The sequence below is a fragment of the Nonomuraea solani genome (genome assembly GCF_900108335.1).
Classification (GTDB): domain Bacteria; phylum Actinomycetota; class Actinomycetes; order Streptosporangiales; family Streptosporangiaceae; genus Nonomuraea; species Nonomuraea solani.
On sequence record NZ_FNVT01000001.1, the window covers coordinates 335,879 to 362,044 of the forward strand.

The 26,166-nt window shown below is 72.0% G+C and carries 24 protein-coding genes; 13 read left to right on the forward strand and 11 right to left on the reverse strand.

Features of this window, described 5'->3' with window-relative positions:
* Position 1: 1 nt before the first annotated feature.
* From C4V41_RS01585 to C4V41_RS01610, 6 genes are all read left to right on the forward strand, one after another.
* On the forward strand, positions 2–526 hold the full coding sequence (locus C4V41_RS01585) for a methylated-DNA--[protein]-cysteine S-methyltransferase (protein ID WP_103953900.1): 525 nt from the start codon (positions 2–4) through the stop codon (positions 524–526).
* 13 nt (positions 527–539) lie between these two features.
* The gene (gene miaA, locus C4V41_RS01590) at positions 540–1,445 is read left to right on the forward strand and encodes a tRNA (adenosine(37)-N6)-dimethylallyltransferase MiaA (RefSeq protein ID WP_103953901.1); all 906 of its coding nucleotides are present in this window, start codon (positions 540–542) and stop codon (positions 1,443–1,445) included.
* 9 nt (positions 1,446–1,454) lie between these two features.
* Entirely contained in the window at positions 1,455–2,267 is an 813-nt protein-coding gene (gene dapF / locus C4V41_RS01595; RefSeq protein ID WP_103953902.1) for a diaminopimelate epimerase, read from the forward strand.
* Between the two features lie 48 nt (positions 2,268–2,315).
* Positions 2,316–3,071, forward strand: a complete 756-nt coding sequence (locus C4V41_RS01600; protein WP_235029850.1) for an SCO6745 family protein — start codon at positions 2,316–2,318, stop codon at positions 3,069–3,071.
* A gap of 19 nt (positions 3,072–3,090) precedes the next feature.
* Positions 3,091–5,367 carry an ATP-binding protein gene (locus C4V41_RS01605; protein ID WP_103953903.1) on the forward strand — a complete coding sequence of 759 codons (2,277 nt, stop codon included), beginning with the start codon at positions 3,091–3,093 and terminating at the stop codon, positions 5,365–5,367.
* An 80-nt stretch (positions 5,368–5,447) separates the two neighbouring features.
* Complete coding sequence (locus tag C4V41_RS01610; protein ID WP_103953904.1) at positions 5,448–6,206, forward strand: SDR family NAD(P)-dependent oxidoreductase; 759 nt, start codon at positions 5,448–5,450, stop codon at positions 6,204–6,206.
* On the opposite strand, the gene C4V41_RS01615 is transcribed toward C4V41_RS01610, so the two are convergent.
* Positions 6,199–7,188 carry a helix-turn-helix transcriptional regulator gene (locus tag C4V41_RS01615; RefSeq protein WP_103953905.1) on the reverse strand — a complete coding sequence of 330 codons (990 nt, stop codon included), beginning with the start codon at positions 7,186–7,188 and terminating at the stop codon, positions 6,199–6,201. The two genes, C4V41_RS01610 and C4V41_RS01615, sit on opposite strands and share 8 nt — an antisense overlap.
* A gap of 152 nt (positions 7,189–7,340) precedes the next feature.
* On the opposite strand from C4V41_RS01615, the gene C4V41_RS01620 reads away from it, so the two are divergent.
* Genes C4V41_RS01620 through C4V41_RS01645 form a run of 6 tightly spaced genes read left to right on the forward strand, consistent with a single transcriptional unit; the run spans position 7,341 to position 15,764 of the window.
* Entirely contained in the window at positions 7,341–9,761 is a 2,421-nt protein-coding gene (locus C4V41_RS01620) for a GcvT family protein (protein ID WP_103953906.1), read from the forward strand.
* On the forward strand, positions 9,758–10,960 hold the full coding sequence (locus C4V41_RS01625) for a sarcosine oxidase subunit beta family protein (protein WP_103953907.1): 1,203 nt from the start codon (positions 9,758–9,760) through the stop codon (positions 10,958–10,960). Before C4V41_RS01620 ends, C4V41_RS01625 begins: the two co-directional genes overlap by 4 nt.
* Positions 10,960–11,202: a sarcosine oxidase subunit delta gene (locus C4V41_RS01630; protein ID WP_103953908.1), complete on the forward strand. Its 243-nt coding sequence runs from the start codon at positions 10,960–10,962 to the stop codon at positions 11,200–11,202. The genes C4V41_RS01625 and C4V41_RS01630 overlap by 1 nt, the downstream gene beginning before the upstream one ends.
* Positions 11,199–14,207 (forward strand): 2Fe-2S iron-sulfur cluster-binding protein, encoded by a 3,009-nt coding sequence (locus C4V41_RS01635; RefSeq protein WP_103953909.1) that lies wholly within the window; start codon positions 11,199–11,201, stop codon positions 14,205–14,207. The genes C4V41_RS01630 and C4V41_RS01635 overlap by 4 nt, the downstream gene beginning before the upstream one ends.
* Positions 14,208–14,260: 53 nt before the next feature.
* Positions 14,261–14,935 (forward strand): HNH endonuclease family protein, encoded by a 675-nt coding sequence (locus tag C4V41_RS01640; RefSeq protein ID WP_235029851.1) that lies wholly within the window; start codon positions 14,261–14,263, stop codon positions 14,933–14,935.
* A gap of 37 nt (positions 14,936–14,972) precedes the next feature.
* Entirely contained in the window at positions 14,973–15,764 is a 792-nt protein-coding gene (locus tag C4V41_RS01645; protein ID WP_103953910.1) for an endonuclease/exonuclease/phosphatase family protein, read from the forward strand.
* A gap of 54 nt (positions 15,765–15,818) precedes the next feature.
* On the opposite strand, the gene C4V41_RS01650 is transcribed toward C4V41_RS01645, so the two are convergent.
* From C4V41_RS01650 to C4V41_RS01660, 3 genes are read right to left on the reverse strand one after another with little or no spacing between them, the layout of a single operon-like run.
* The gene (locus C4V41_RS01650; protein ID WP_103953911.1) at positions 15,819–16,172 is read right to left on the reverse strand and encodes a PepSY domain-containing protein; all 354 of its coding nucleotides are present in this window, start codon (positions 16,170–16,172) and stop codon (positions 15,819–15,821) included.
* Between the two features lie 46 nt (positions 16,173–16,218).
* Positions 16,219–17,466, reverse strand: a complete 1,248-nt coding sequence (locus C4V41_RS01655) for a sensor histidine kinase (protein WP_103953912.1) — start codon at positions 17,464–17,466, stop codon at positions 16,219–16,221.
* A complete protein-coding gene (locus tag C4V41_RS01660) occupies positions 17,463–18,140 on the reverse strand; it encodes a response regulator transcription factor (RefSeq protein ID WP_103953913.1) in 678 nt (225 codons plus the stop codon). Before C4V41_RS01660 ends, C4V41_RS01655 begins: the two co-directional genes overlap by 4 nt.
* Positions 18,141–18,232: 92 nt before the next feature.
* On the opposite strand from C4V41_RS01660, the gene C4V41_RS01665 reads away from it, so the two are divergent.
* Positions 18,233–18,646 (forward strand): septum formation initiator, encoded by a 414-nt coding sequence (locus C4V41_RS01665; RefSeq protein ID WP_103953914.1) that lies wholly within the window; start codon positions 18,233–18,235, stop codon positions 18,644–18,646.
* 3 nt (positions 18,647–18,649) lie between these two features.
* Here the strand turns inward: C4V41_RS01665 and C4V41_RS01670 are convergent, their stop codons facing one another.
* The 7 genes from C4V41_RS01670 to C4V41_RS01700 form a co-directional block, all read right to left on the reverse strand.
* Positions 18,650–20,566 carry a zinc metalloprotease gene (locus C4V41_RS01670; RefSeq protein WP_103953915.1) on the reverse strand — a complete coding sequence of 639 codons (1,917 nt, stop codon included), beginning with the start codon at positions 20,564–20,566 and terminating at the stop codon, positions 18,650–18,652.
* A 63-nt stretch (positions 20,567–20,629) separates the two neighbouring features.
* On the reverse strand, positions 20,630–20,842 hold the full coding sequence (locus tag C4V41_RS01675; protein ID WP_103953916.1) for a DUF2277 domain-containing protein: 213 nt from the start codon (positions 20,840–20,842) through the stop codon (positions 20,630–20,632).
* 3 nt (positions 20,843–20,845) lie between these two features.
* Entirely contained in the window at positions 20,846–21,586 is a 741-nt protein-coding gene (locus C4V41_RS01680; RefSeq protein WP_103953917.1) for an IclR family transcriptional regulator, read from the reverse strand.
* 16 nt (positions 21,587–21,602) lie between these two features.
* Positions 21,603–22,346, reverse strand: coding sequence for an IclR family transcriptional regulator (locus C4V41_RS01685; RefSeq protein ID WP_103953918.1), 744 nt, complete (start codon positions 22,344–22,346; stop codon positions 21,603–21,605).
* Complete coding sequence (locus C4V41_RS01690) at positions 22,343–23,545, reverse strand: (Fe-S)-binding protein (protein WP_103953919.1); 1,203 nt, start codon at positions 23,543–23,545, stop codon at positions 22,343–22,345. Before C4V41_RS01690 ends, C4V41_RS01685 begins: the two co-directional genes overlap by 4 nt.
* Entirely contained in the window at positions 23,546–24,712 is a 1,167-nt protein-coding gene (locus C4V41_RS01695) for an FAD-binding oxidoreductase (protein ID WP_235029852.1), read from the reverse strand.
* A gap of 8 nt (positions 24,713–24,720) precedes the next feature.
* On the reverse strand, positions 24,721–26,157 hold the full coding sequence (locus C4V41_RS01700) for an FAD-linked oxidase C-terminal domain-containing protein (protein WP_103953921.1): 1,437 nt from the start codon (positions 26,155–26,157) through the stop codon (positions 24,721–24,723).
* Between the last annotated feature and the right edge of the window lie 9 nt (positions 26,158–26,166).

Here is a 26,166-nt window from a genome sequence, read left to right on the forward strand (position 1 = left end):
GATGACCACCCAGTCCACGGTCGCTTTCGCGGAGGTCCCGACGCCGGTGGGGCCGTTCGTGCTGGCCGTCACCGAGGTCGGCCTGGTCGCGTCGGGCTGGGGGTCCCGGGAGTGGCCCGCCGACCGCCGCCTCGGCCTGGCTGAGGTTCATGATGCGGATCGTACGGCCTCCGTCGTCGCCGAGCTGAATGCTTATTTCGCCGGAGAGCTGAAGACCTTCGAGACGCCCATCGACTGGCGGCTCATGTCCGGCTCGCGGCTGAGCGTGCTCCAGGCCCTGCACCGGGTCCCCTACGGCACCGCCGTCACCTACGGCGAGCTGGCCAGGCTGAGCGGCTCCAGCGTGCCCGCCCGCGGCATCGGCTCGATCATGGGCTCCAACCCGATCCCCATCATCGTCCCCTGCCACCGCGTCGTGGCGGCCGGCAACGGGCTGGGCGGGTTCAGCGGCGGGGAGGGCGTGGAGACCAAGCGGTGGCTGCTCACCCACGAGGGCTACCTGCAACCGTCACTGCTCGATCTCTAGCACACTTGTCCGTGTGCGCCAGCAGCCAGTCATCGCCGTCGTCGGTCCCACCGCGGCGGGAAAGTCCGATCTCGCCGTCGACCTCGCCCTCCGGCTGGGGGGTGAGTGCGTCAACGCCGACTCCATGCAGCTCTATCGCGGCATGGACATCGGCACGGCCAAGCTCACCCAGGCCGAGATGCGCGGGATTCCGCACCACCTGCTGGACATCTGGGATGTGACGGTCACGGCCAGCGTGGCCGAATACCAGAAGCTGGCCAGGGCGGTCATCGACGCCGTCGAGGTGCCGGTGCTGGTGGGCGGCAGCGGCCTGTACATCCGTGCGGCCATCGACGAGCTGGAGTTCCCCGGCACCGACCCCGCGATCAGGGCCAGGCTGGAGGCCGAGCTGGCCGAGCGCGGCCCCGGGCCGCTCTACGAGCGCCTGCGTGAGCAGGACCCGGACGCCGCCGCGGCCATCCTGCCGAGCAACGGCCGCCGCATCGTGCGCGCCCTCGAGGTGATCGAGTTCTCGGGCCGCCCGTTCTCGGCCACCATGCCGTCCTACGACGCCGTCTACCCGAGCGTCCAGATCGGCGTCGAGGTCCCCAGGCCGGAGCTCGACCGGCGGATCGAGGTCAGGGTCGAGCGCATGTGGCGGGCCGGGCTGGTCGACGAGGTGCGCGCGCTGCTCGGGCAGGGGCTCGCCGACGGGCGTACGGCCGGCCGGGCCCTCGGATACGCCCAGGTCATCCGGTTCCTGGAGGGTGAGTGGAGCGAGGAGCGGGCGTTCGCCGAGACGGTCAGGCTGACCAGGCGTTTCGCCCGCCGCCAGGAGTCGTGGTTTCGCCGCGATCCGCGGGTGTGCTGGCTGCCGTACGACGCTCCAGACCTGCTTGAGCGGTCCCTGGCGCGAATCGCGGGACAGCCGTGCGCATAAACTCCTACAATGCGCTTTCTCAAGGGGCACGGCACCGAGAACGATTTTGTCATCCTGCCTGACTTCGACGGCGAGGCCGATCTGTCGGCCGCTCTCGTCGCGAAGATCTGCGACAGGAGGGCCGGGATCGGCGCCGACGGCGTGCTCCGGGTGGTGCGCACGAAACTGTCGCCGGAGGTGGCCCAGCACGCCGGGGTGAGCGAGTGGTTCATGGACTACCGCAACGCCGACGGCAGCATGGCGGAGATGTGCGGCAACGGCACGCGGGTGTTCGCCCGTTACCTCCTGGACAACGGGCTGGCCGATCCGTCGGGGTTCGCGGTGGCGACCCGGGGCGGCCTGCGCTCGATCCACGTGGAGGCCAACGGCGACATCACGGTCGACATGGGCAAGCCCGTCGTCCACGGCGAGAGCGTGGCCACGGTCAACGGCCACGAATACACCGGGCTCCACGTCGACATGGGCAACCCCCACCTGGCCTGCGCCATCGGTGACCCGGTCGTCCAGCTCGACCTGCACTACCAGCCCGGGTTCGACACCACGATCTTCCCCGCGGGTGTCAACATCGAGCTGTTCAACCCGGTCGGCACCGCCCGCGCGGTCATGCGCGTCTACGAGCGCGGTTCCGGCGAGACCCGCGCCTGCGGCACCGGCGCGGTCGCCACGGCGGTCGCCGCCGCGCACCTGTCGGGCGACACCACCGGCACGTGGGCGATCGAGGTGCAGGGCGGCACGCTGACCGTCATCCTCGACAAGGACACGAGCTACCTCTCCGGTCCCGCGGTCATCGTCGCCTCCGGGGAACTGATGCTTGCAGAATGAAGTTCTGATGGGGGATTCTGGGTCTACTTCGCGAACTGAGAGGTGGACATGGCCGACCCCCGCACCACCGCCGTCCAGGTCAAGGCGCCCATCGGCCAGTACGGCGGCGGATTCATGATCTCCAGAGAGGCCAAGGCCGTCTGTGAGAAGTACGGTCTCGGCGCCCGCGAGTTCTACTTCCGCGGGCGCTGCGGGGTCCTCGGCGACTGCGACGCCGACGTGGTCACCTCGGTCGCCGTCTTCTTCCCCGCCGAGCACGTCGAGGAGAGCTGGAACGGCGGCCGCAAGCTCGCCGTCGACCGGGCCGTCGAGCTCTACGCCGAGGTGTGCCGGGAGTGGGGCCGGCGCAAACTGGGCGACTACGACGGCTGCGCCAGGCTCGCCGAGTTGCTGGAGCCGGTCGTGCGGGCGGCCTCGCCGGTCGGGGCGCCGCTGTTCGCCGGCTGGCGGGCCGTACCGCTGCCCCAGGACCCGCCCGCCAGGGCCGTCCAGCTCATGCACGTCATCCGTGAGCTGCGCGGCGCCCTGCACGCCAACGCGGTGATCGCGGCGGGCCTGCACCCGCTGGAGGCCACGCTCGCGGCCGGCCACGACGCCACGCCGTTCGGTCAGGTGAACGGCGACATGATCGCCAAGTTCTTCGCCTGGCCCGAGCCCTACACCGAGCCGGGGCCCGACGTCGTGGCGCGGCGCGCGGCGGTCGAAGAGGCCACCAATGACCTCATGGCACCGGTATTTTCGGTCCTCAACGACAGCGAATCGGACGAGCTGATCGAGCTTCTGCGTTTTGGGCACGCTCGTTGACCTGGCAGACTGACTGCCCATGGACGTGGACATCTGGGCCTGGGTCGGCGAAACCCAGCAGCAGCTTTCCGAGGCGGGCAACGTTGGCCTCGCCATGGCGCTGGGAGACCTCCCCGCACAGGCTTATGAGGGCCGATATCCGCAGCTCGACGTCATGGCACCGGCCATCGCGCAGCAGGCGGAGTCCCTCGAGCTGCCGTGGCTCGAGTTCTACGCCCGCTACTGGCATCTGGTCGGCCGCATCGGCGACCGGGCCCAGGGCGCGGTCGCCCTGGACGACGCGCAGCAACTTCTGACGTTCGCTCAGCGCGAAGACGTGCGCGACTGCCCGGCCGCTCCGGCCGCGGTCGAGGCGCTGGTCGTCGCGTGGGCCAACACCGACGGCCCCGGCTACGCCGCCGAGCGCCTGGAGACGCTCAGCACCCACCTCGACGCGACGAGCCCGGAGAAGTCCGCCTTCACCGCGCTCGCGACCGCCTATGTCGCCGCCCTCATCGACGCCGGCAAGCCGGACGAGGCCGTGACCTACGCCGAGTCGGCCGTCGAGCGGCTGCGGGTGGCCGGGCGCGAGTCGAGCTGGGAGCTCGGCGCCGAGAGCGCCCGCGCGCTGCTGGCCGCGGGGCGCACCGAAGACGCGCTCAACGCGCTGCAGGCGGCGGCCGGGTTCCAGGCCGACGACCCGGTGGCCAAGGAGCACCGCGACGGCGTGCGCCGGTCCCTGATCCTGGCCACGCTCGGCCGCACGGCCGAGGCCGTGGACGCGCTGCCCGACCTCGACGTGGTGGGCGAGCACCCGCGCGTGTTCGTGGAGTGGGCGCAGGCCGTCAACAAGCTGGCCGGCTCCGCGCAGATCACCAACACCTGGCAGCTCGGCCGCGTCCTGCGCCAGTGGATGGACTACTTCGGCATGATGGGCGGCTACCGCGCCCGCGTCGAGCTCGCGCTGATCGGGGGCGAGCTGGCCATCGCCAGGAAGGGCGTGTGGCAGGCCAGGCTGCTGGCCGACGCGGCCGAGTCCGGCGCCGGCGAGCTGCGCGAGCCCGGCGACCTGAGCGAGCGCATCGCCTCCCTGCGGGCCGCCGCCGACGCCGCCATCGAGCCCGAGGCGCCGGGCCCGCTGGAGGAGACGGTCGGCCTGTTCGACGCCGCCGACGGCTTCAACGCCGACCCGGAGAGGTGGGTCGGCTGGCTGGCCCCGCTGTCCGGCAAGGACCTCGAGGCCACCCGCCGCCACACCACCACGCTGGGCTTCCTCGGCTACCCGGCCACCGGCGCCGACATCTACTGGAAGATGCTGGTCGACAGCGGCGACATCGCCACCGCCGACTCCGAGGACGTGGCCTACATGACCACGCTGCTCGTCGAGGCCCGCCAGGACGAGCGCCTGGAGCAGATGGCGGCGCTGCTGCCGCACGACGCCCAGCACCTCGCCCTCGCCAGGCTGCACAGCGCCCGCGAGCGCTGGCAGGAGACGGTCGAGGCGGCCGAGCACGCCGTCGCGGCCGGGTCCGGCCTTGAGGCCCGCCGCCTGCTGTCCGGCGCCGCCCAGCAGCTCGACCTGAACGAGCGGGCCGCCGGGGTGCTGCTGGAGGTGCTCGACGAGCTGGTCGACGAGGACGTCTGGCGCATGATCGTCATGGCGACCTCGGCCGAGGACTGGGAGACCGTGCGCAAGGGCGCGGCCAAGATCGGCATGCCGATCAAGTCCACGGAGGGCCCGATCGAGGAGGAGATGGGCCTCATCAGGCTCATCCTGCCCGCCCCCGACGGCGGCCAGCGCCAGGTGCTGTCCATCCGCACCGGTCCCGCCACCGCCAGGCTGGCCCTGCCGCAGCCGCGCGGCATGGACTACAACGCCGGCGACCTGGTCGTGTTCGACCCGCAGTTGCTGGAGCCCGTCCCCGACGACCCGCAGGAGCAGCAGAACTTCGTGCCGCCGTTCGCCGCGGTGCGCATTCTGCGGCCCGGCGGCTACACCAGCTACTTCTTCGACGGCGCCGCGCCGAGCGAAGAGGACTGGGCCGAGTTCACCGAGGTCATGGCCGAGCGCGGCTGGCCGATGTGGGTCTACAGCGACGAAAACTACGCCGTCAACCACCCGACCAGCGGTGAGTCGCTGCCGGGCGTGTTCGGCTGGGTCGCGGTGCCGCCCAACGTGTCGCCGTCCGAGGTCGACGCCCTCCTCGACGACGCCACCGAGCGGTGGGTGCACCCGCTGGCCTGGCTCGACCTGGCCCGCGAGATCGACGTCGAGATCGAGCGGCACGAGCGGATCGTCAAGGAATACGGCCTCTAGAGGCTCTCAGGTGATGCTCCGGTCCTCCTGGCAACACGGGGGCCGGAGCGTTTCGTTTCGGCGGGAATGCGGGGTCTGACATGCTGGAGCGCTTCCGGCTCGACGGCAAGGTGGCGATCGTCACCGGCGCCTCCTCCGGGCTGGGCGTGGCCTTCGCCCGCGGCCTGGCCGAGGCCGGCGCCGACATAGTGATCGGCGCCCGGCGCCTCGACCGGCTGGAGGAGACGCGCCGGCTGGTCGAGGAGACGGGCCGCCGCTGCCTGGCCGTGGCGACCGACGTGTCCCGGCCCGAAGACTGCGACGCGCTGGTGGCCGCCGCCGTCGAGACCATGGGCGGCGTGCACGTGCTGATCAACAACGCGGGCATCGGCACCGCCGTGCCCGCGACGCGCGAGACCCCCGAGGAGTTCCGGCGGGTCGTCGACGTCAACCTGCACGGCACCTACTGGATGGCGCAGGCGTGCGCGCGGGTGATGCCGCCCGGCTCGTCGATCGTCAACATCGGCAGCGTGCTCGGCGAGACCACGGCCGGGCTGCCGCAGGCGGCCTACAGCGCGTCCAAGGCGGGCGTCATCGGGCTCACCCGCGACCTGGCCCAGCAGTGGACCGGGCGGCGCGGCATCAGGGTCAACTGCCTGGAGCCGGGGTTCTTCGCCTCGGAGATGACCGAGCAATACCAGCCCGGCTACCTGGAGGCCATGGTGGAGTTCCGGGTGGTCATGAAGCGGGCGGGCGACCCGGCGGAGCTGGTGGCGGCGGCGGTGTTCCTGGCGAGCGACGCGTCGTCGTACATCACCGGGGTGACGCTTCCGGTGGACGGCGGGATCCTGATCACTTAGGGGCCAGCAAATCGTGCTGGGCGGCCAGGAAGCCGGCGTGGAAGCGGGTCCTGGCGCCGAGGCGCTCGCACAGCACCTGGACGCGGCGCTGCACCGTGCGCGGGCTCAACCCCAGTTGCCTGGCGATGGCGTCGTCCTTCATGCCGGCCGCGAGCAGCGCCAGCACCTCGGTGTCCGGGCCCTGCGGCCACGCCTCAGGCTCCAGGGTCTCCGCCGACAGGCGCAGTGGCACGGCGGCCCGCCACAGCGTCTCGAACAGGCCCACCAGCGCGTCGAGCAGCGCGGACGGGTGCACCACCAGGGCGCTCTCCACGGCCCGGTCCTCGTCGGAGACCAGCGGCAGGATGGCGGTGCGGGCGTCGGCGATGGCCAGCTTGACCGGCACCTGCCCGAGCCTGGCCTGCTCGCCGTCCTCGATCGCGCGGCGGGTGTGGGCCAGCATGCCGGGCTGCTCGAACGCCTGCGGGCCGTAGATGCCCCGGGTGGGCGCTCCCTGGCGGGCCGCGCGCTGCCGGTTCTCCTGGTCGTCGCTGATGTCCACCGCGTACGGCGGATGCACCAGCACCAGCATCTCCCGCGTGGCGTTGCGTTCGAGCTGGAGATAGCGGCGGGCCACGGCGTCGCGCCCGGTCACCACCTCCAGCACCTCCTCGGGATGCGGCCCGCTGCGCTCGGCGACCTCGGTGGCCAGCAGCGCGGCGGCGGCCCTGCTGTGGGCGATCTCCTCCTGGCGGCGCGCGACGAGGATGTCGATGGCGACGTTGGGGGGCGTGGCGACCAGCCGCAGCGGCCGGCCCGCCACCCGGGAGATCAGGCCGAGATCCTCCAGCCGGGGCAGCATGCGGCGGATGGCGGCGGCCGACGAGCCGGTGTCGGTGGCGAGCCGGCTCAGCGTCGCGGGCCCGTGCCTGAGCAGGGCTCGGTAGGCGGTCTCCTCGGCGACGGTCACACCGAGCCCTTCGAGCAAGCGCCGCTGCGCCATGTCGCCTCTTCCTGACATGCCTTGATCTCGATTCAGGGTAGGGGGCGCCGCGGCCGGTGGTCCACCGAGGCTCTTGTTCGAAGGTGCGCGGGGCTTTATGTTCGTTGCGTACTGAGCCACGTGTTGCGCATTGAGGAACAACCGGAGGCGTCATGAGTCGGCCCCGTTTGGTGATCGTGGGGGCGGGGATCGTGGGCTGTGCCCTCGCCGACGAGCTCACCGAGCGGGGGTGGACGGACGTCACGGTCGTTGACCAGGGGCCGCTCTTCGCGGCGGGCGGATCCAGTTCGCACGCGCCCGGCCTCGTCTTCCAGACGAACCCGTCGAAGACGATGACCGAGTTCGCCGCCTACACCGCGGCCAAATACTCGCGGCTCGGCGTCTTCCGGCAGGTCGGCGGCCTGGAGGTGGCCACCACGCCGGAGCGCTGGACCGACCTGCACCGCAAGCTCGGCTGGGCCGAGTCGTGGGGCGTCGAGGCGCGCCTGGTCGACGCCGCCGAGTGCGCCGCGCTCTGGCCGCTGCTCGACCGGGACCGGGTGCTCGGCGGGCTGTACGTGCCATCGGACGGGCTGGCCGCCGCCGTGGACTGCGGCGAGGCGCAGGCGGCGCGGGCCGTCTCGCGCGGGGCCAGGTTCCTGCCGGGGCACACGGTGGTCGGCATCGAGCAGCGGGGCGGCCGGGTCACCGGGGTCGCGGCGGTGACGGCGGGGGAGTATCGGACGCTCCCCGCCGACGTGGTGGTCTGCGCGGCGGGCTTCTGGGGGCCCTCGATCGGCGCGATGGCCGGGCTGACCGTGCCGCTGCTGCCGCTGGCCCACCAGTACGCCAAGACGGGCCCCTTACCCGCCCGGTTCGAGGGCCCGATCCTGCGCCACCAGGACCGCGACCTGTACTTCCGCCAGCACGGCGACCGCCTCGGCATCGGCTCCTACGCGCACCGCCCCATGCCGGTCACCCAGGCCGAGATCGGCCCCAAGGCGACCACCATGCCGTCGGTGCAGGCGTTCACCGAGGAGGACTTCGACCCCGCCTGGCGCGACGCGGTCGAGTTGCTGCCCGCGCTCGCCGAGTCCAAGTACGAGGACGGCATCAACGGGATCTTCTCCTTCACGCCCGACGGCTTCCCGCTGATCGGCGAGGCGCCGCACCTCGACGGGTTCTGGCTGGCCGAGGCCGTCTGGGTGACGCACTCGGCCGGGGTCGCCAGGGCGCTGGCCGAGGTGCTGGTGGACGGGCGTTCGAAGATCGATCTGCACGAGTGCGAGCTCAACCGGTTCGAGAAGGCGCAACTGTCGCCCGCTTTCGTCGAGGAGCGCGGCAAGCAGAACTTCGTCGAGGTCTACGACGTCATCCATCCGCTGCAGCCGATGGAGTCGCCGCGGCCGCTGCGGACCAGCCCGTTCTACGTCCGGCAACAAGAATTAGGCGGATACTTCCTGGAAGGGGCCGGGTGGGAGCGGCCGCACTGGTTCGAGGCGAACACGCCGCTGCTGGAAGACCTCGTACGCCGCCGCGGCCCCGAGCACCACATGGCGGCCGAGCCCTTCCTGGGCGTCGCCCAGCGGGGCGAGTGGGCGAGCCGCTACTGGTCGCCGGTCGCCGCCGCCGAGTCCCGCGCGACCAGGGAGCGGGTGGCGCTCTACGACATGACCCCGCTCAAGCGGATCGAGGTCAGCGGGCCGGGATCGGCGGCGTTCCTGCAGCGCATGACCACGAACAACGTGGACAAGAAGCCCGGCTCGGTCACCTACACGCTGCTGCTCGACGTCGAGGGCGGCATCAGGTCCGACCTCACCGTGGCCCGGCTGAACGAGGACACCTTCCAGGTCGGCGCCAACGGCAACCTGGACCTCGACTGGCTGGCCGGGCACGCGCCCGGCGGCGTACGGGTGCGTGACCTGACCCCCGGCACCTGCTGTGTCGGCGTGTGGGGGCCGCAGGCCAGGGAGCTGGTGCAGGGGCTCACGGACATGGACCTGTCGCACGAGAACTTCCGCTACTTCAGCTGCAAGAGCGGATATGTCGGGCAGGTGCCGGTGCTCGCGCTGCGGGTGTCTTATGTGGGCGAACTCGGCTGGGAGCTCTACACCAGCGCCGACATGGGCCTCAAGCTGTGGGACACGCTCTGGGCGCCGGGCCTGGCGATCGCCGGCGGGCGGGCCGCGTTCAACAGCCTGCGGCTGGAGAAGGGCTACCGGCTCTGGGGCGTGGACATGACGACCGAGCACGATCCGTACGAGGCGGGGCTGGCCTTCGCCGTCCGGCCGGACAAGGACTTCATCGGCCGCGACGCGCTGTCCGCCGACGTCACGCGCCGGCTGGTGCCGCTGCTCAGCACCGAGGTGGTGATGGGCAAGGAGCCCGTACGACACGGTGGCCGCACGGTCGGGTACGTCACCAGCGCCGCCTACGGCCACACCATCCAGCGCCCGATCGCGTACGCCTGGCTGCCCGCCGAGCTCGCCGAACCCGGGACGCATGTCGATATTTCCTACTTCGGCCGCCGCGTCCCCGCGGAGGTCGCCGCCGAGCCGCTGTACGACCCCGGGATGGAGAAGATCAGGCGTTGACCCACCCCGACTTCCTCTGGCGCAACCCCGACCCCGAACCCGCCTACGACGTGGTCATCGTCGGCGGCGGCGGGCACGGCCTGGCCACCGCCTACTATCTGGCCAAAAATCATGGCATCACCAACGTCGCCGTCCTGGAGCGCGGCTGGCTGGCCGGCGGGAACATGGCCCGCAACACCACGATCATCCGCTCCAACTACCTGTGGGACGAGAGCGCCGCCATCTACGAGCACTCGCTGAAGCTGTGGGAGGGCCTGAGCGACGAGCTGGACTACGACCTTCAGTTCAGCCAGCGCGGCGTGCTCAACCTGGCGCACAGCCTGAGCGACGTGCGCGAGGGCAGGCGCAGGGTGAACGCCAACCGGCTCAACGGCGTGGACGCCGAATGGCTGGACGCCGACGAGGTCAAGAAGTTCTGCCCGATCATCAACGTGTCCGGCCGGGCCCGCTACCCGGTCATGGGCGGCACGCTGCAGCGGCGCGGCGGGATAGCCAAGCACGACCACGTGGCCTGGGCGCTGGCCCGCGCGGCGGACGCGTACGGGATCGATCTCATCCAGGGCTGCGAGGTCACCGGGTTCGAGATCACGGACGGGCGGGTGCGCGCCGTGCTCACCTCGCGCGGCCGGATCGCCGCGGGCAAGGTCGCGCTCGCGGCGGCCGGGCACACCTCGGTGCTAGCGGAGCGGGCCGGGATCCGGCTGCCGCTGCAGTCGCACCCGCTGCAGGCGCTGGTGTCGGAGCTGCTGGAGCCGGTGCTCGACTGCGTGGTCATGTCGAACGCCGTCCACGTCTATGTCAGCCAGGCCCACAAGGGCGAGCTGGTCATGGGGGCGGGCATCGACGCGTACAACTCCTATGGGCAGCGCGGCGGCGTCCACGTCATCGAGGCGCAGATGGCGGCGGCGCTGGAGCTGTTCCCGATCTTCAGCCGGGTGCGCGTGCTGCGCACCTGGGCCGGCATCGTGGACGTCTCCCCGGACGCCTCGCCCATCATCGGGCCCACCCCGGTCGAGGGCCTGTACCTCAACGCCGGCTGGGGCACCGGCGGCTTCAAGGCCACCCCGGGCTCCGGCTGGGTGTACGCCCACACGCTCGCCCATGAAAGCCCGCATCCGCTGGTGGAGCCGTTCGCGCTGGACAGGTTCACGACGGGGGCGCTCATCGACGAGCACGGCGCGGCGGCGGTGGCGCACTGATGCTGCTCATCGACTGCCCGCACTGCGGCTCCCGCGACGAGAACGAGTTCCACTACGGTGGCCAGGCCGGGATCGCCTACCCCACGGGGCAGACCTCCGACGAGGAGTGGGCCGGCTACGTCTTCCTGCGCGACAACCCCAAGGGCTGGTTCCACGAGCGCTGGTTCCACGCGCACGGGTGCCGCACCTGGTTCACGGTCGAGCGGCACACGGTCACCCACGAGATCCGGAAGGCGCCATGAGGTTCACGTTCGACGGCCGGCCGCTGCGCGGCGAGCCGGGTGACACGCTGGCGGCCGCGCTGCTGCGCAACGGCGTGCGGGTGGTGGGCCGCAGCGTGGAGCTGGGCCGGCCGCGCGGCGTCTTCACCGCCGGTCCCGAGGAGCCGAACGCGCTCGTCCGCGTGGGGGCCGATCCGATGCTGGCGGCCACCACCGTGGAGCTGTACGACGGGCTGGAGGCGTGGAGCCTGCGCGGCAAGGGCCGGGTGGATCTCGACGCGGTGGACGAGCGGCGCTGCGACAAGGGCTACCTGCACTGCGACGTGCTCGTGGTCGGCGGCGGGCCCGCCGGGCTGGCCGCCGCCGTCGCGGCCGGGCACTCGGGCGCCCGGGTGATCCTCGTGGACGATCAGCCCAGGCTGGGCGGCGACCTGCTGAACAGCCGGGTCCTGCTCGACGGCGCCCCCGCGCTCGACTGGGTGGACGGGCTCGAACTGCCCGGCCGGGTGCTCACGCGGACGACCGCCGTCGGCTACTACGACCACAACTACGTGGTGGCGGTGGAGCGGCGGCCACGGGGCGAGCGGCTGTGGCACATCAGGGCGGGCAGCGTGGTGCTGGCGACGGGCGCGCACGAGCGCTCGGTGGCCTTCCCCGGCAACGACCGGCCCGGCGTGATGCTGGCCTCATCGGCCCGGACCTACGCGAACCGGTACGGGGTCGCGGCCGGGCGGCGGGCGGTGGTGTTCGCCTGCGCGGACTCCGGTTATGAGGCGGCCAGGGACCTGGCGGCGGCCGGGGTGGAGATCGTCGCGATCGTCGATCCGCGCGGCACCGGCCAGATGGTGACCGGCACCACGGGCGACGCGGACGGCGTGCTGAACGGCGTCCACGTGGGCGCGCTGCACTACGAGGCCGACCTGCTGGCCGTGGCCGGAGGCTGGAACCCGGCGGTGCACCTGTTCAGCCAGTCGCGCGGGCAGGTGCGCTTCGACGAGGCCCTCCAGGCGTTCGTGCCGGGCGTCTCGGCCCAGGCCGAGCGTTCGGCCGGAGCCTGCAGGGGCCTGTACGGCACCCGCGAGGCCATCGCCGACGGCTACGCCGGTGCGGACCTCCCCATCCCGGAGTGCGACGAGGACGGCCCCCGGCGGCCGCCGGCCGCGCTGTGGACCGTGTCCTCGGAGGAGGACGAACCCGCCTTCGCCGACCTGCACCGGGACGTGACCGTGGCCGACCTGGCCAGGGCGGCGGGGACCGGGATGCGCTCGGTGGAGCACGTCAAGCGGTACACCACCGCCGGCACCGGCGCCGACCAGGGCAAGACCTCGGGCGCGGTCGTGGTGGGCGTCATGTCCGCCCTCCTCGGCGCCGCCCCTGGCCAGGTGGGCACGACGACGTTCCGGCCGCCGTACACGCCGGTGTCCTTCGCCACCCTGGCCGGACGCGACCGCGGCGAGCTGTCCGACCCCGTCAGGACCACCGCCATGCACGACGCGCACGTCGCCCTCGGGGCCGTGTTCGAGGACGTCGGCCAGTGGAAACGCCCGCACTACTTCCCCCGGGACGGCGAGTCCATGGAGGCCGCCGTGCTGCGCGAATGCCACGCCGCGCGCACCGCCGTGGCCGCCATGGACGCCTCCACCCTCGGCAAGATCGACATCCGGGGCGCGGACGCGGGCGAGTTCCTGGACCGGATCTACACGAACATGTACTCCACGCTCGCCGTCGGCGCCTGCCGCTACGGCGTGATGTGCGCGGCGGACGGGATGGTGTTCGACGACGGCACCACGACCAGGCTGGCCGACGAGCACTTCCTCATGACCACGACCACGGGCAACGCCGCCGCCGTGCTCGACTGGCTGGAGGAGTGGCGGCAGACGGAGTGGCCGGATCTGGACGTGTCGTTCACCTCGGTCACCGACCACTGGGCCACCGTCGCGGTCGCCGGCCCCCGCGCGCGGGAGGTCGTCGCGGCGATCGCGCCGGAGGCGGCCGGGCTGGCCTTCATGCGGTACGTGAGCACGCCCGTGCTGGGGGTGGCCGGGCGGGTGTTCAGGATCAGCTTCTCGGGCGAACTCGCCTATGAGGTCAACGTGCCCCGGCGGTACGGGCGGGCGTTGTGGGAGGCGGTGCTGGAGCTCGGCGCGGTGCCGTACGGGACCGAGACCATGCACGTGCTGCGGGCCGAGAAGGGCTTCGCGATCGTCGGCCAGGAGACCGACGGCACCGTCACCCCACAGGACCTCGGCATGTCGTGGCTGATCTCCGAACGCAAGCCCGACTACGTCGGCAAGCGCTCGCACGCCCGCCCCGACACCCTCAGGGCCGATCGCAAGCGCCTGGTCGGCCTGCTGCCCGACGACCCGGCGGTGGTCGTGGGAGAAGGCGCCCAGCTCACGGTGGACGGCTCCGCGCCGATGCTCGGCCACGTCACCTCCAGCTACGCCAGTGCCGCGCTGGCGCTGGCCAGGAACGTGACGACCGGCGACCGGCTCACGGCGGTGTCGGGCGGTGTGGCCCACCCGGTGACCGTCGTCGAGCCCGTCTTCTACGACCCGGGCAACACCCGCCGCGACGGCGATCCCGTGACCGGGGTGCCCGTCTACGCGGGCGAGTGCCGCGCCGAGAGCCCTGCCGCCCGCTTCGAGAGCGCGTCCGTACGGCTGCGCGAACTCCCGTACGAGCCCATGTGGGAGGTCCAGGGCGCCGACCCTGGCGTCGGCCTGCGCCTGGGCCCGTCCTGGTGGCTCGTCACCGGAGACGCCACTCCTGGCCCCCGCTGGGTGGACGTCTCGGACCAGCGCACCGTCCTGGAGCTGTCGGGCCCGGCCGCGCACGACGTACTGATCACCGGCTGCCCGATCGACCTGCACCCGTCCGTGTTCCCCGGCCACGCCCAGACCCTGCTCGGCCGGGCCTCCGTCATCCTGGAGCGGCGATCCCCCGACACCTACCGGATCTACGTCAGGTCATCATTCACCAGATACCTGACAGAGTGGCTGCTTGATGCTCTTGAGGCGTTATAACCCCGGATAAGGGCATTACCTAGACTTTACGAAAACAAGTCTGGGAGTTGGCAGTGCGGATTCGGGTGTTCATGGCCGGTCTGGCCACAGTGACGATGCTGGCCGGCTGCGGAGGCCTCGACGCGCAGTCCTCCTCGGACGGCGGGAAGACGAGCAAGGCGGACTCGGCCTCGGTCTCCGACGCCCGCAAGAAGCTGGCCAAGCTGGAGGTCAAGGGCCGGGCCCCGAAGACGGGCTTCGACCGCGACAAGTTCGGCCCCGCCTGGTCCGACGTGGACCGCAACGGTTGCGACACGCGCAACGACATCCTCAAGCGCGACCTCGACAACGAGAGGTTCAAGTCGGGCACCCATGACTGCATCGTCCTGAGCGGCACCCTGCGCGACCCGTACAGCGGCAAGACCATCGACTTCAAGCGCGGCCAGGACACCAGCATGGACGTCCAGATCGACCACCTGATCCCGCTGTCGGACGCCTGGCAGAAGGGCGCGCAGAAGTGGTCGGCGGCCAAGCGCAAGGAGTTCGCCAACGACCCGCTGAACCTGATGGCCGTGGACGGGCCGCTGAACGGCCAGAAGAGCGACTCCGACGCGGCCACCTGGCTGCCGCCGCGCAAGGCGTACCGGTGCACCTACATCGCCCGGCAGATCGACGTGAAGGCGAAATACGAGGTCTGGCTGACGTCCGCGGAGAAGGACGCGATGGAGACCATCCTGGATGGCTGTTGATCTGTACGGCGCGTCAGGATGTCCGTAAGATCCGGCCATGATCGCGACAAAACGGGCGCCCGTGATCGCCGCCCTCGCCCTCCTCGCCACCACCGCCTCCTTACCCGCGGAGGCGGCCGCGAGCAGGACGGTAAGCGTCGTGGTGTTCGACTGGAACATCCTCGGTGAGAGCGCCGACATCCCGGCCATGGCCAAGGTCATCCGGGACAGCGGCGCCAACGTCGTCACTCTTCAGGAGGTGCACCGCAGGCCGGGCGCCGACCAGGTACGGCAACTGGCCGACGCGCTGGGCTGGGACATCACGGCCAACGCCCACTTCGGAGTCGGCGACGACGTCGGGCCGTGCGACGCCCCGGAGGAGGGCAAGGCCGGCAACGCGATCCTGTCGTCGTTCCGGATCGTCGAGCGGGTCACGATCCCGCTCTCGAACTTCGCCACCTGCCCGGTCAACCGGTCGATGGCCGGCGCCAAGCTCGACCTCGGCGGCGGCGCCCAGGTCACGGTCTTCACCACCCACCTGTCCCCGGGCCTGTCGGCGACCTCGGTGTCCCGCCGCGAGGCCCAGGCCACCAAGATCCGCGACTACCTCGGCACCAGGACCGGGGTGGTCCTGACCGGCGACTTCAACGCCCTGCCCACGGACCCGCTGTCCAAGAGCTTCGTGTCGGCCGGCTGGACGGACACCGGCGCCCGGTACGCCAACAAGCCCACCCACGGCACCGCCCGCATCGACTACGTCTACACGCGCGGCGTCACCACCACGAGCGGCTCCGTGCTGTCGAGCACCCTGTCCGACCACCGCCCGATCGTCATGCGCATGACCCGCTGACACGGCGACGCCGGCCCGCCGTGGGTGGCGGGCCGGCGTCGTATGCCAGGCGGATCAGTCGTCGTCGTTGTCGTCGTCCTGGTCGTCCTGGTTGTCCTGGTCGGCCTGGCTCTTCTCCTGGTGGGTCACCTTGCCGGAGGCCGCGTCCACGGCCACCTCGTACTGCTCCGCGCCCTTGGTCAGTTCGAGCTCCCACGCGTCCGCCTTCGTGCCACGGGCGTCGAAGTCGAGCTCGCTGACCCAGGTCCCGGGAACCGCCTTGAGAGCGGTGTCGATGGCCTGCTGCGCGGTGACCTTCGGCGCGACGGGAGCGGCGGCCGTGGCGGTGGCGGCGTAGGCCGCGCCCCCGCCGGCGGTCAGTACGACGATCCCGGCACCTGCGATGATGAGCTTCTTCGTGATCTGCATGGCTCTACAAAACCGCGATCACCGGTAATCGCACGCTAAATGATGGTTAAGCCATCTTTATCCCTTTCAAGAGGGCCGCTACGCGGGCACCGCCGCCGGCTGCCCGGGAGACCGTCAGGTGGCCGCCCGAGGACTCCGCGGTGCGCCGGGCGATGTCCAGCCCGAGGCCCGTCGAGCCGCCCCCGCTGTTGCCCCGTTCCAGCAGGTCCGGCTCGAAGCCCGGGCCCGAGTCCTCCACCGCGAGCAGGGCCCCGTCAGGGCGTGGCTCCAGGCGTACCGACATGGAGGCTCCTTCGGGGGTGTGGGCGAAGACGTTGCCGAGCAGCGCGTCCACGCAGGCCGCGAGCTCCTCCGCGCCCACCCCGACCGGCAGCGGGCCGGAAGGCAGGGAGATCGTCACCTCACGGCCCTGGTCCTCGGCCAGTACCGACCAGAAGCGCACCCGCTCCCGCACCACCTCGGCCGCGTCGCACGAGCCGCGGCCCGCCGAGCGGCGGCGCGCCTCCGTGATGACGGCGCTCACCGCGCGCTCCAGCGCGTCCACCCGGGCCTGGACCCGCGCCGCCTCCTCCGGGTCGCGCATCGACTCGGCGTCCAGCCGCAGGCCGGTCAGGGGGGTGCGCAGCCGGTGCGACAGGTCCGCCACGGACTCCCGCTCGGCGACCAGCAACTCGTCGATCCGCCCGGCCAGATGGTTGAGCGCCAGCGCCACCGACCGCACCTCGGGAGGCCCGCCGGGAACGGCCCTGGCGCTCAGGTCACCGCCGGCGAGCCGATGGGAGACCCCGGCCAGCGCGTCGACGGGCCGGGTCACGGCCAGCGCCAGCCGGTCCGCCAGGACGATCCCCAGCACCACCAGCCCGAGCCCGAGCAGCGACAGTGCCAGCCACGCCTCCCGCACGCCCTTGGTCAGCTCGGAGTCGGGCACGAACACCCTGATCACGGCCGTGCCGCCGGGGGACTGGGCGGAGACCAGCACCTCCCTGCCCCCGTCGGTCTCCGCGGTGACGCTGCGGCCGGTGGCGGCCAGGCGTACCGCGTCGGAGCGGGCGGCGGACCTGCCGACCGTGCTCCCGTCCGGCAGGAACACCGTCACCGGGCGCGCCACCTGCTCCACCGCCAGCGTCAGGTCGGGCGTGCCCACCGCGACCGCCACCGACTCGGCGGCGGCCGTGGCCCTGCTCATGGCGCCGTTCTCGGCCACGGCGCGGATCAGCAGCGCCATCGGCACCAGCAGCGCGACCAGCACCAGCGACGTCGTCGCCGCGACCAGCAGCGCCAGCCACCGCCTCACGAGGGCTCGACCAGCTTGACGCCCACCCCGCGCACCGTGTGCAGGTATCGGGGCTCGGCGGCCGTCTCGCCGAGCTTCCTGCGCAGCCACGACAGGTGTACGTCCACGGTCTTGTCCGCGCCCCCGTACGGAAGCTGCCACACCTCCGTCAGCAGCTCCCGCTTGGTCACCACCTCACCGGGGCGCGCCACCAGATAGTGCAGCACGTCGAACTCGCGCGGCGTCAGATCCAGCTCCTGCCCGTCCAGCGTCGCGGTCCGCGCCCGCGGATCGACCCGCAGCGCCCCCACCGTCAGCGTCTCGGGGACCGACCCGCCCGCCCGCCGCATCACGGCCCGCACCCGTGCGTCGAGCTGCGCCGCACTGTACGGCTTCACCACGTAGTCATCGGCCCCCGCGTCCAGCACCGGCACCATCTCGGCGTCCCCGTCCCGCGCGGTCGCCACGATCACCGGCACCCGGCTGACCGCCCGCAACATGCGCAGCAGCTCCACCCCGTCGAGGTCCGGCAGCCCCAGGTCCAGCACGATCAGATCGGGCCGGTCCTGCACCGCCAGCCGCAGCCCCTCCAGCGCGGTGGGCGAGGACGAGACCGCGTGGCCGAGCTCCCGCAGCCCCCGGCTCAGCGCCGTGCGGATCGCCACGTCGTCTTCGATGAGCAGAATGTCGGCCATACCAAGAACCTAGACGCCTCATGGCGCCGCCTTGGGCAGCCTTAGCGTCGCCTTAACCTGGTCTTAGCCGGACATGGGGGAACCTGGTGGCGATGAAGAGACTCGTCCTGGCCTGGGCCGCCACCGCGACCGCCGCCACCGGCGCCGCCGTCGCGGTGCTCGGCCTGCTCGGCAACGGCCTCACCGGCACTTCCAGCCACGTGCTCACCCGGCCGGAGGTGCGCGCGGCCCTGGCCACCGCCACTCCGCGCGCCGCCGGCCCGTCCGGCACCGCGCCCGCGCAGACGTCGCCGGGCAAGCTCATCCGCAGCGCGGGCGGGACGGTGATCGCCGCGTGCACCGGTGACCAGGTGACGCTGCGTTCGTGGAGCCCGGCGCAGGACTACTCGGTGGACGGCGTCGAGCCGGGGCCCGCCCTGGAGGCGAAGGTCGAGTTCGAGCCGCCGGAGGGCGAGGAGATCGAGCTCACCATCGCCTGCTCCGGCGGCCGGCCCGTCGTCCGGTGAGCCTCAGGAGACCTCCGCGCTGAGCGCCGCCTTCGTCAGCTCCGCCTGCCGCTCGATCTGTCCCATGACGATCGGGTTAACGCCCTTGGCCTGGAACGTGGCGACCATCTTGTCCATGACCGCGTTCGCCCGCCCCAGGTCGCCCTGCCGCGCCTCTGCCCTGGCCAGGCGGCGCATCACCAGGTTCAGGGTGATGTTGTCCAGGCCGGCGTCACGGGCGACCGCGCTGAGGTGCTCGATGCCCTGCTTGGGGTCGGGCGGCCGGATCCGCAGCCGGTTGCCGGGGGTCAGCTCCTTGAACTCCCGCTCGGCGTTGAGGCCCTTGACCATGCGGGCGTACACGGCCAGCGGGTGGTTCCCGAACTTGCCGATCACCTCGTCCAGCGCCAGGTTGCCCGAGCGCAGCGCCGGTGAGTCGGAGCCCTGCAGCGAGAAGAGCTGGCCCTGTTCGTCGCCCAGCATCAGCTCGGCCACCTGGTGGTCGTCCTTGCCGACCGGGAAGCGCACCTTGACCAGGCAGGAGGGGGAGACGATGCGGGAGCCGTCGGCGGCGATGTACTGAGCGCGGACGTGGTATTCGCCGGGCTGCTGGAAGTAGTGGCCGTCGCGCCCATGCCCGATGTACGCGCTGCGGTACATGGCCGGGTTGCCCTCGTCCAGCCGGATCTCCGGTGAGGTGTCCACGCAGTGCCGCATCATCGGCCGGTACAGCACCGTCCTGCCGCCCGGCTGGGTGATCGACACCTGGGTGAACTCGGTGTCCGGATGCAGGTGCCCGTGCGTGGCGCGCGGCTCGCCCGCGTAGGACAGCTTGAACTCGACCACGACGGGCTCGCCCAGCTCGAACGAGTCCTTGGCGCGCAGCTCCAGCCGCAGCCCCGAGTGATCCTCGACCGGCTGCTCGAAGGGGTCGATCTCGGCGGCCCCGGTGCCGAACGCGTTCGCGCCCATGGCCACGTCGCGGTAGAAGCCGTGCCGCAGGTGGACCAGCTCCGGGTCGGTGAACTGGAAGGGGAAGGCCGCCCAATAACCCGTCTCGCCGCCGGGGCGGTAGTTCTGCACGTAGTTCATCCACGACAGATCGCCGAAGCCGCCGTCCGGGCCCAGGGGCTGCGGGGGTCTGCCCAGGTTCTTCTGCCACGAGTGCAGCAGGTTGAAGGCGTGCCCCAGCTCGTGCACGTACGTCCGCAACTGCGCCCGTTGCGCCTGCGGCGTCGTCCCCTTGATCGCATCGTAGAACACCGCGGCTCCCTGCCGCTGGTGGGCGTCGTTGTAGTCGAACATGATCCCCCGGTAGCCGCCCACGTGCTTGCTGGCCACCAGCAGCCACACCCGCCAGGCCGTCACGTCCCCGAACGCGCTGAAATGCCGCGTCATCGCGTGATGCAACTCGGCGTCGTCCCATGCCAGGTCAGCGCCCGAGCCCTCCACCGAGACCACCTCGGGCTGAGCCAGAGTCAGCTCGATGCCCGCCTCCGCGTAAGCCGCGCTCACGGTCAGCTCCCTGGCCGGCGAGCCGCCCGGCCCGGGCAGCGACCCCGTCTGGTACGACACGAACGGCACCGACCCGGTCACCGAGTCCACCTCCAGCAGCACGCTGCGGAAATGCGGCGAGGCGAAGGAGATCTGGTACGTACGCCCGGCGACCGCGGCCGTCCCACCGCCGCCGGTGATCGTGACACTGACGTCCCGCACCGCGGTGGTGAACGTGAAGTCCCCACGCCCCTGGATCCGCGCCTCGTCACCCTCGGCCTGCACCATGGGCGCGTTGACCACGAACGAACCGGTGTAGGACGTCGTCGCGCCGGCCACGGTGAACAGATCGCCGCTCACGCGCCCCGTCGGCCTGGTCCCGTCGACGTCGACGCGGAGCGCCAGCCGCGAGTCGCCGTCCTGTCCCTGGTACAACCCGCTGATCATGGCAGCTCCCTGGGGGATCGCTGGGGTTATATCCGGGAACACTTCTCCCAGAGACAGGCCCTGTCAACGACTCCCGCGAACTTCGAGCGCCCCCAGAAGTTCCTCCGATGCTCTGGTGATCGTCTCCACGGCCCGGTCGAACGCCTCCGCGTTGTGCGCCGCCGGCGCGCGGAAGCCGGAGATCTTCCTGACGTACTGCAACGCCGCCGCCCGCACGTCGTCCTCGGTGACGTCGTCGGTGTAAGGGGGCCGGAGAGTTTTGATGCTTCTGCACATGGTCTAACCGTAATAGCCGATGCGCTGGCTTATCTCCTTCGCGGCCGCCACGAGCAGCGCGCCCACCTCGGGCAGCCGGCGCGGCGTGAGCCGGTAGGAGGGCCCGGAGGCGCTGACCGCGGCCACGACCGCGCCGTCGGCGCCCCTGATGGGGGCCGCCACCGCGTTCAGGCCCACCTCCAGCTCCTCCTCGGTCGTGGCCCAGCCGCGCTCCCTCACCTCGTCGAGCCGCAGGCCGGCGGCCGAGGTGACGGTCTTGGGCGTGTAGCGCTCCAGCTCGGCCGGCAGCCGCAGGGCACCGAAGGCCAGCAGCACCTTCCCGCTGGAGGTGGCGTGCGAGGGGGTGCGCTGCCCGACCCAGTTGTGGCCGCTGATCGCGGCGGGGCCGCGTACCTGGCTGATGTTGACCGGGTCGCCGCCGCGCGCCACCGCGATGTTGACGGTCTCGCCGACCGCCTCCGCCAGCTTCAGGCACACCGGCCGGCTCTCCCGCGACAGGTCGAGCTGGGCCGTGGCGGCCCCGGCCAGCCGCACCACGCCGAACCCGAGCCGGTAGCGCCCCCGGTCACCGCTCTGCTCGACCAGCCCGCCCTGCTCCAGCGCCGCCAGCAGCCGGAACGCCGTGGACTTGTGCACGTCGAGCTCTGCCGCGAGATCGGTCACCCGCGTGTCTCCGTCGCGGGCGAGGATCTCCAGGATCGCGATGGCACGATCGACCGACTGAACCGTCGTGCTGTTGCTCATAGCGCAACAGGATACGTCAGCCCGCCGGGCTCAGCTCGTTGCCGAAGTCGGAGGCGAGCTTGCGCATGCCCTCGGCCAGCTCGTCGCGGTCCAGCGCGTCGATGCGCTCGGCGGGCCCCGACACCGACATCGCGGCAACGACCCGGTCACCGCCCAGCACGGGCACGGCCAGGCAGTGCACGCCCAGCTCCTCCTCGCCCAGGTCCATCGCGTAGCCGCGGCCTTTCACGGCGTCGAGCTCGGTCAGCATGGCGGCCAGGTCGGTGATCGTGTTGGGGGTGCGGCGCGGCATGCCGGTGCGCTCGAACACGGCGACCGCCTCCGACGCCGGCCGCCCGGCCAGCAGCACCTTGCCCACGGCCGTGCTGTGCGGCAGCACCCGCCGGCCGACCTCGGCGAACATCCGCAGCCTGCGCGGCGAGGGCACCTGCGCCACGTAGACGATGAAGTCGCCTTCGAGCACGGCCAGGTTCGCGGTCTCGCCGGACAGCTCGACCATCTTGGTGAGGTACGGCCGCGCCCACACGCCGACCATGCTCTCAGCGATCCCGCCCAGCCGGACGAGCCCGCCGCCCAGAGCGTAACGGCGGTCGGACTCCTGGCGTACGTAGCCGCGGGCCAGCAGGGTCTGCAGCAGGCGGTGAATGGTGCCGTACGGCAGCCCGGTCCTGGCGGCGATCTCCGAAAGGCCCGCCTCGCCCCCGTGTTCGGCCAGCGCCTCCAGCACGTCGAGCGCCCGCTCGACCGACTGAACGCTCACAGACCCACCCCGCGCAGCGAGGCGTCCAGCACCTCGGCCGTGTGAGCCACCCTGATGGTCGCGCCGCCGCGCCGCATGGCGGCGGCGATCTGCATGGTGCAGCCCGGGTTCGCGGAGACCAGCAGCTCCGCCCCGGTCGTGCCGACCGCCTTGGCCTTCCGGTCGCCCAGGTCGCGGGCGGCCTCCGGCTGCAGCAGGTTGTACGTGCCCGCCGACCCGCAGCAGATCGCCGACTCGGGGATCTCGCGCAGCTCCAGCTCCGGAATCGCGTTCAGCAGCTCGCGCGGCTGGGCGCGTACGCCCTGGGCGTGGGCCAGGTGGCAGGCGTCGTGGTAGGCGACGCTGAGCGGCAGCGGATGCCGCTTGGCCACGGGCCCCAGCTCCGCCAGATACTCCGACAGATCCACCACCCGGAACCCGGGCTCACGGCCGAGCAGCTCGGCGTACTCCTTCATCGACGACCCGCAACCGGCCGCGTTCACCACGACGGTGTCCACCCCGGCCCGCTCGAACGCCCTGACCGTCCCGCGCGCCAGCCGCCTGGCCTGGTCGTCGCGCCCCGAGTGCACGCTGAGCGCCCCGCAGCAGCCCTGCCCGCGCGGGATCACCACGTCGCAGCCCTCCAGCGCGAGCACCCGCGCGGTGGCCGCGTTGACCTGCGGGAAGAACTCTCCCTGGACGCATCCGGTGAGCATCCCGACCACGGCCCTGCGCTCGCCCCTGGCCTTGACCACGCGGGGCATCCGCTGCCGGTGCTCGACCTTCGGCGCGAGCGCGGCCATGGCGCCCAGGCTCGGGTGCACCCGGGTGAGGAACGGCGCCATCCGCGCGGACAGCCACATTCCGGGCCGCAGCAGCCGCAGCCGGCGCGGGTAGGGGAACAGGCTGAACACGATCCCGCGCACGGCCCGCTCGCGCGGCTCGCGTACGTGCTGCCGCTCCACCTCGACCCTGGTCTGCTCGATCAGCCGGTCGTACCGGACGCCCGAGGGGCAGGCCGTCACGCACGCCATGCACCCCAGGCAGGCGTCGAAGTGCCCCGCCATCTCCGGGGTGATGGGCGTGCCCTCGACGTGCTGCTTCATCAGGTGGATCCGCCCGCGCGGCGAGTCCATCTCCTCGCCCCACAGCGCGTACGTCGGGCAGGTCGGCAGGCAGAACCCGCAGTGCACGCAGTCGTTGATCAGCTCTGGATCCACCTAAACGCCTCCTGGGAACCGGCCGGGAGACATCCTGCGCCCGGGATCGAACCGTTCCTTGACCCGCCGCATCAACGGCAGCGCGCTCACGTGCCCCCATCGCTCGACGCTCGTGTACGGCGCCGCCAGCACGTGCACCCGCCCACCGGCCGCCTCCACCCGCTCCCGCAGCCCGGTGACCAGCGCGCCCAGCTCGCCCTCCCCGAGGGTGTGCCACGCCTCCAGCAGCACCCGCCCCGCGACGGGCGAACCGCGCAGCGACAGCCCGGTCACGGCCGCCGCCTCCAGCACCGTCCCGGTGGCCGACGGCGGGAACCGCACCTCGACCAGCACCTCGTCGCCCTGGATCCGCCCCCACCACGACGGCCGCTCACCGGTCACCGAACCCTGGCCGATCAGCGCGCGCAGCGCCTCGGCCCTGGACTCGGCCGCCGCGCCCTCGACCAGCACGGCCAGCGTGATCGGCCCGCCGGGCTCCGGCCGGTCCACCTCGACCGCGCTCGGCTCGGTCTGCGAGGCCGCCAGCGCGGCGGCGACGGGTGGCAGCTCGGCCGTGCCGAGCTCGGCGACGACCCAGCGGCGATCGGGAGGCAGCGGATGCAGGCGGAACGTGGCCTCCGCGATGACGCCGAGGGTGCCGTACGAGCCGGTGAAGAGCTTGCCGAGGTCGTAGCCGGCGACGTTCTTGACCACCTTGCCGCCCGATTTCGCGATCGTGCCGTCGGGGAGCACGACCGTGATGCCGATGAGCAGGTCGCGGGCGGTGCCGTAGCGGAAGGCGCGCGGCCCGGGCAGCGCGGCGGCCAGTGTGCCGCCCACGGTCGTGTCCTCGGGGAACGGCACGTCGAGCGCCAGCTCCTGGCCCTTGTCCGCGAGCGCGGCCGACAGGGCGTCCATCGTGAGGCCGGCCTGGGCGCGTACGACGAGGTCGCCCGCCGCGTGCTCCAGGAGGGAGTTCATGCAGCACATGTCGAGCAGCACGTCGCAGCGCTCGGGCGGCAGGCCCCAGTGCAGCTTCGTGCCGCCGCCCGCCGGCACCACCGCCAGATCCCGCTCGGCGCAGGCCCGCAGCACCGCCGCGACCTCCTCGACGGTCTCCGGCAGCGCCACCCAGCGGGGGAGCACCCCGCCGACGGCGTCGTCGGAGTCAGGCTGCCTGACCGTCACCCCGCCGATCAAAACTGCTCCGCCTTTCCGGACTCGACCAGCGGATGTACGCCCTTGCGCACGCCCGGCACCTCACCGCAGAGCCGGGGGGTGGGGAACACCTTGCCCGGGTTCGCCAGCCCTTGAGGGTCGAACGCGCACCGGACGAGCTGCATGGTGTCGAGATCGTCCTCGCTGAACATCCTCGGCATATACCGCGATTTATCAACACCGACCCCGTGTTCGCCCGTGATCGACCCGCCGTGCTCGATGCACAGGTCGAGGATCGCGCCGGAGACCACCTCCGCCCGCTCGCCCGCCCCCGGCTCCGCGTCGTCGAACAGCACCAGCGGATGCAGGTTGCCGTCGCCGGCGTGGAAGACGTTGGCCACCTTGATCCCGTGCTCGTGCGAGAGCCGGTCGATGGCGGCCAGCACGGTGGGCAGGGACGTGCGCGGGACCACGCCGTCCTGGACGATGTAGGCCGGGCTGATGCGCCCGACCGCCGCGAACGCCGACTTGCGGCCCTTCCAGATCGCCGCCCGCTCGGCCGGATCGGCCGCCACGCGCAGCTCGAACGCGCCGGAACAGATCTCCCTGAGCTGCTCGAACTGCCGCTCCACCTCGGGCGCGGGCCCGTCCAGCTCGACGATGAGCACCGCGCCGGCGCCCTCGGGGTAGGAGCAGGCCACCGCCGCCTCGGCCGCCGCGATGGCCAGCGCGTCCATCATCTCGATCGCGGCCGGCACGATGCCCGCCCCGATGATCGCCGAGACCGCCAGGCCGCCCTGCTCGATGTTCTCGTACGCGGCCAGCACCGTGGTCACGGACTCGGGGGCGCGGCTGAGCCGTACCGTGATCTTGGTGGCGATGCCCAGCGTGCCCTCCGAGCCGATGAACGCCCCCAGCAGGTCGTAGCCCGGGTCCATGCGGTCGAGCGTGACCAGGTCGCCGTCGGGGGTGACGATCTCGCAGGCTTCGACGTGGTTGACGGTGAAGCCGTACTTGAGGCAGTGGGCACCGCCGGAGTTCTCCGCGACGTTGCCGCCGATCGAGCAGACCTGCTGGCTGGAGGGGTCGGGGGCGTAGTAGTGGCCACGGTCGCGGACGGCCTCGGTGATGGCCAGGTTCGTCACGCCGGGCTCGACGACGGCCCTGCGGTTGGGCAGGTCGATCTCCAGGATCGCGCGCATCTTCGAGGTGACGATGAGCACGCCGTCCTCGCGGGGGAGCGCGCCGCCCGACAGGCCCGTGCCCGAGCCCCTGGCCACGAAGGGGACGCCGAAGTCGTTGCAGAGGCGTACCACGCGGGCGACCTGCTCGGCCGTGCCGGGCAGCACGACCACGCCGGGGGTCGCCCGGTGGTTGGTGAGGCCGTCGCACTCGTAGGTGCGCAGGCGTACGGGATCGGTGATCACCGAGTCGTGCGGCAGGAACGACCGCAGAGCCGCTATCAGGGTTTCCATCACCGATCC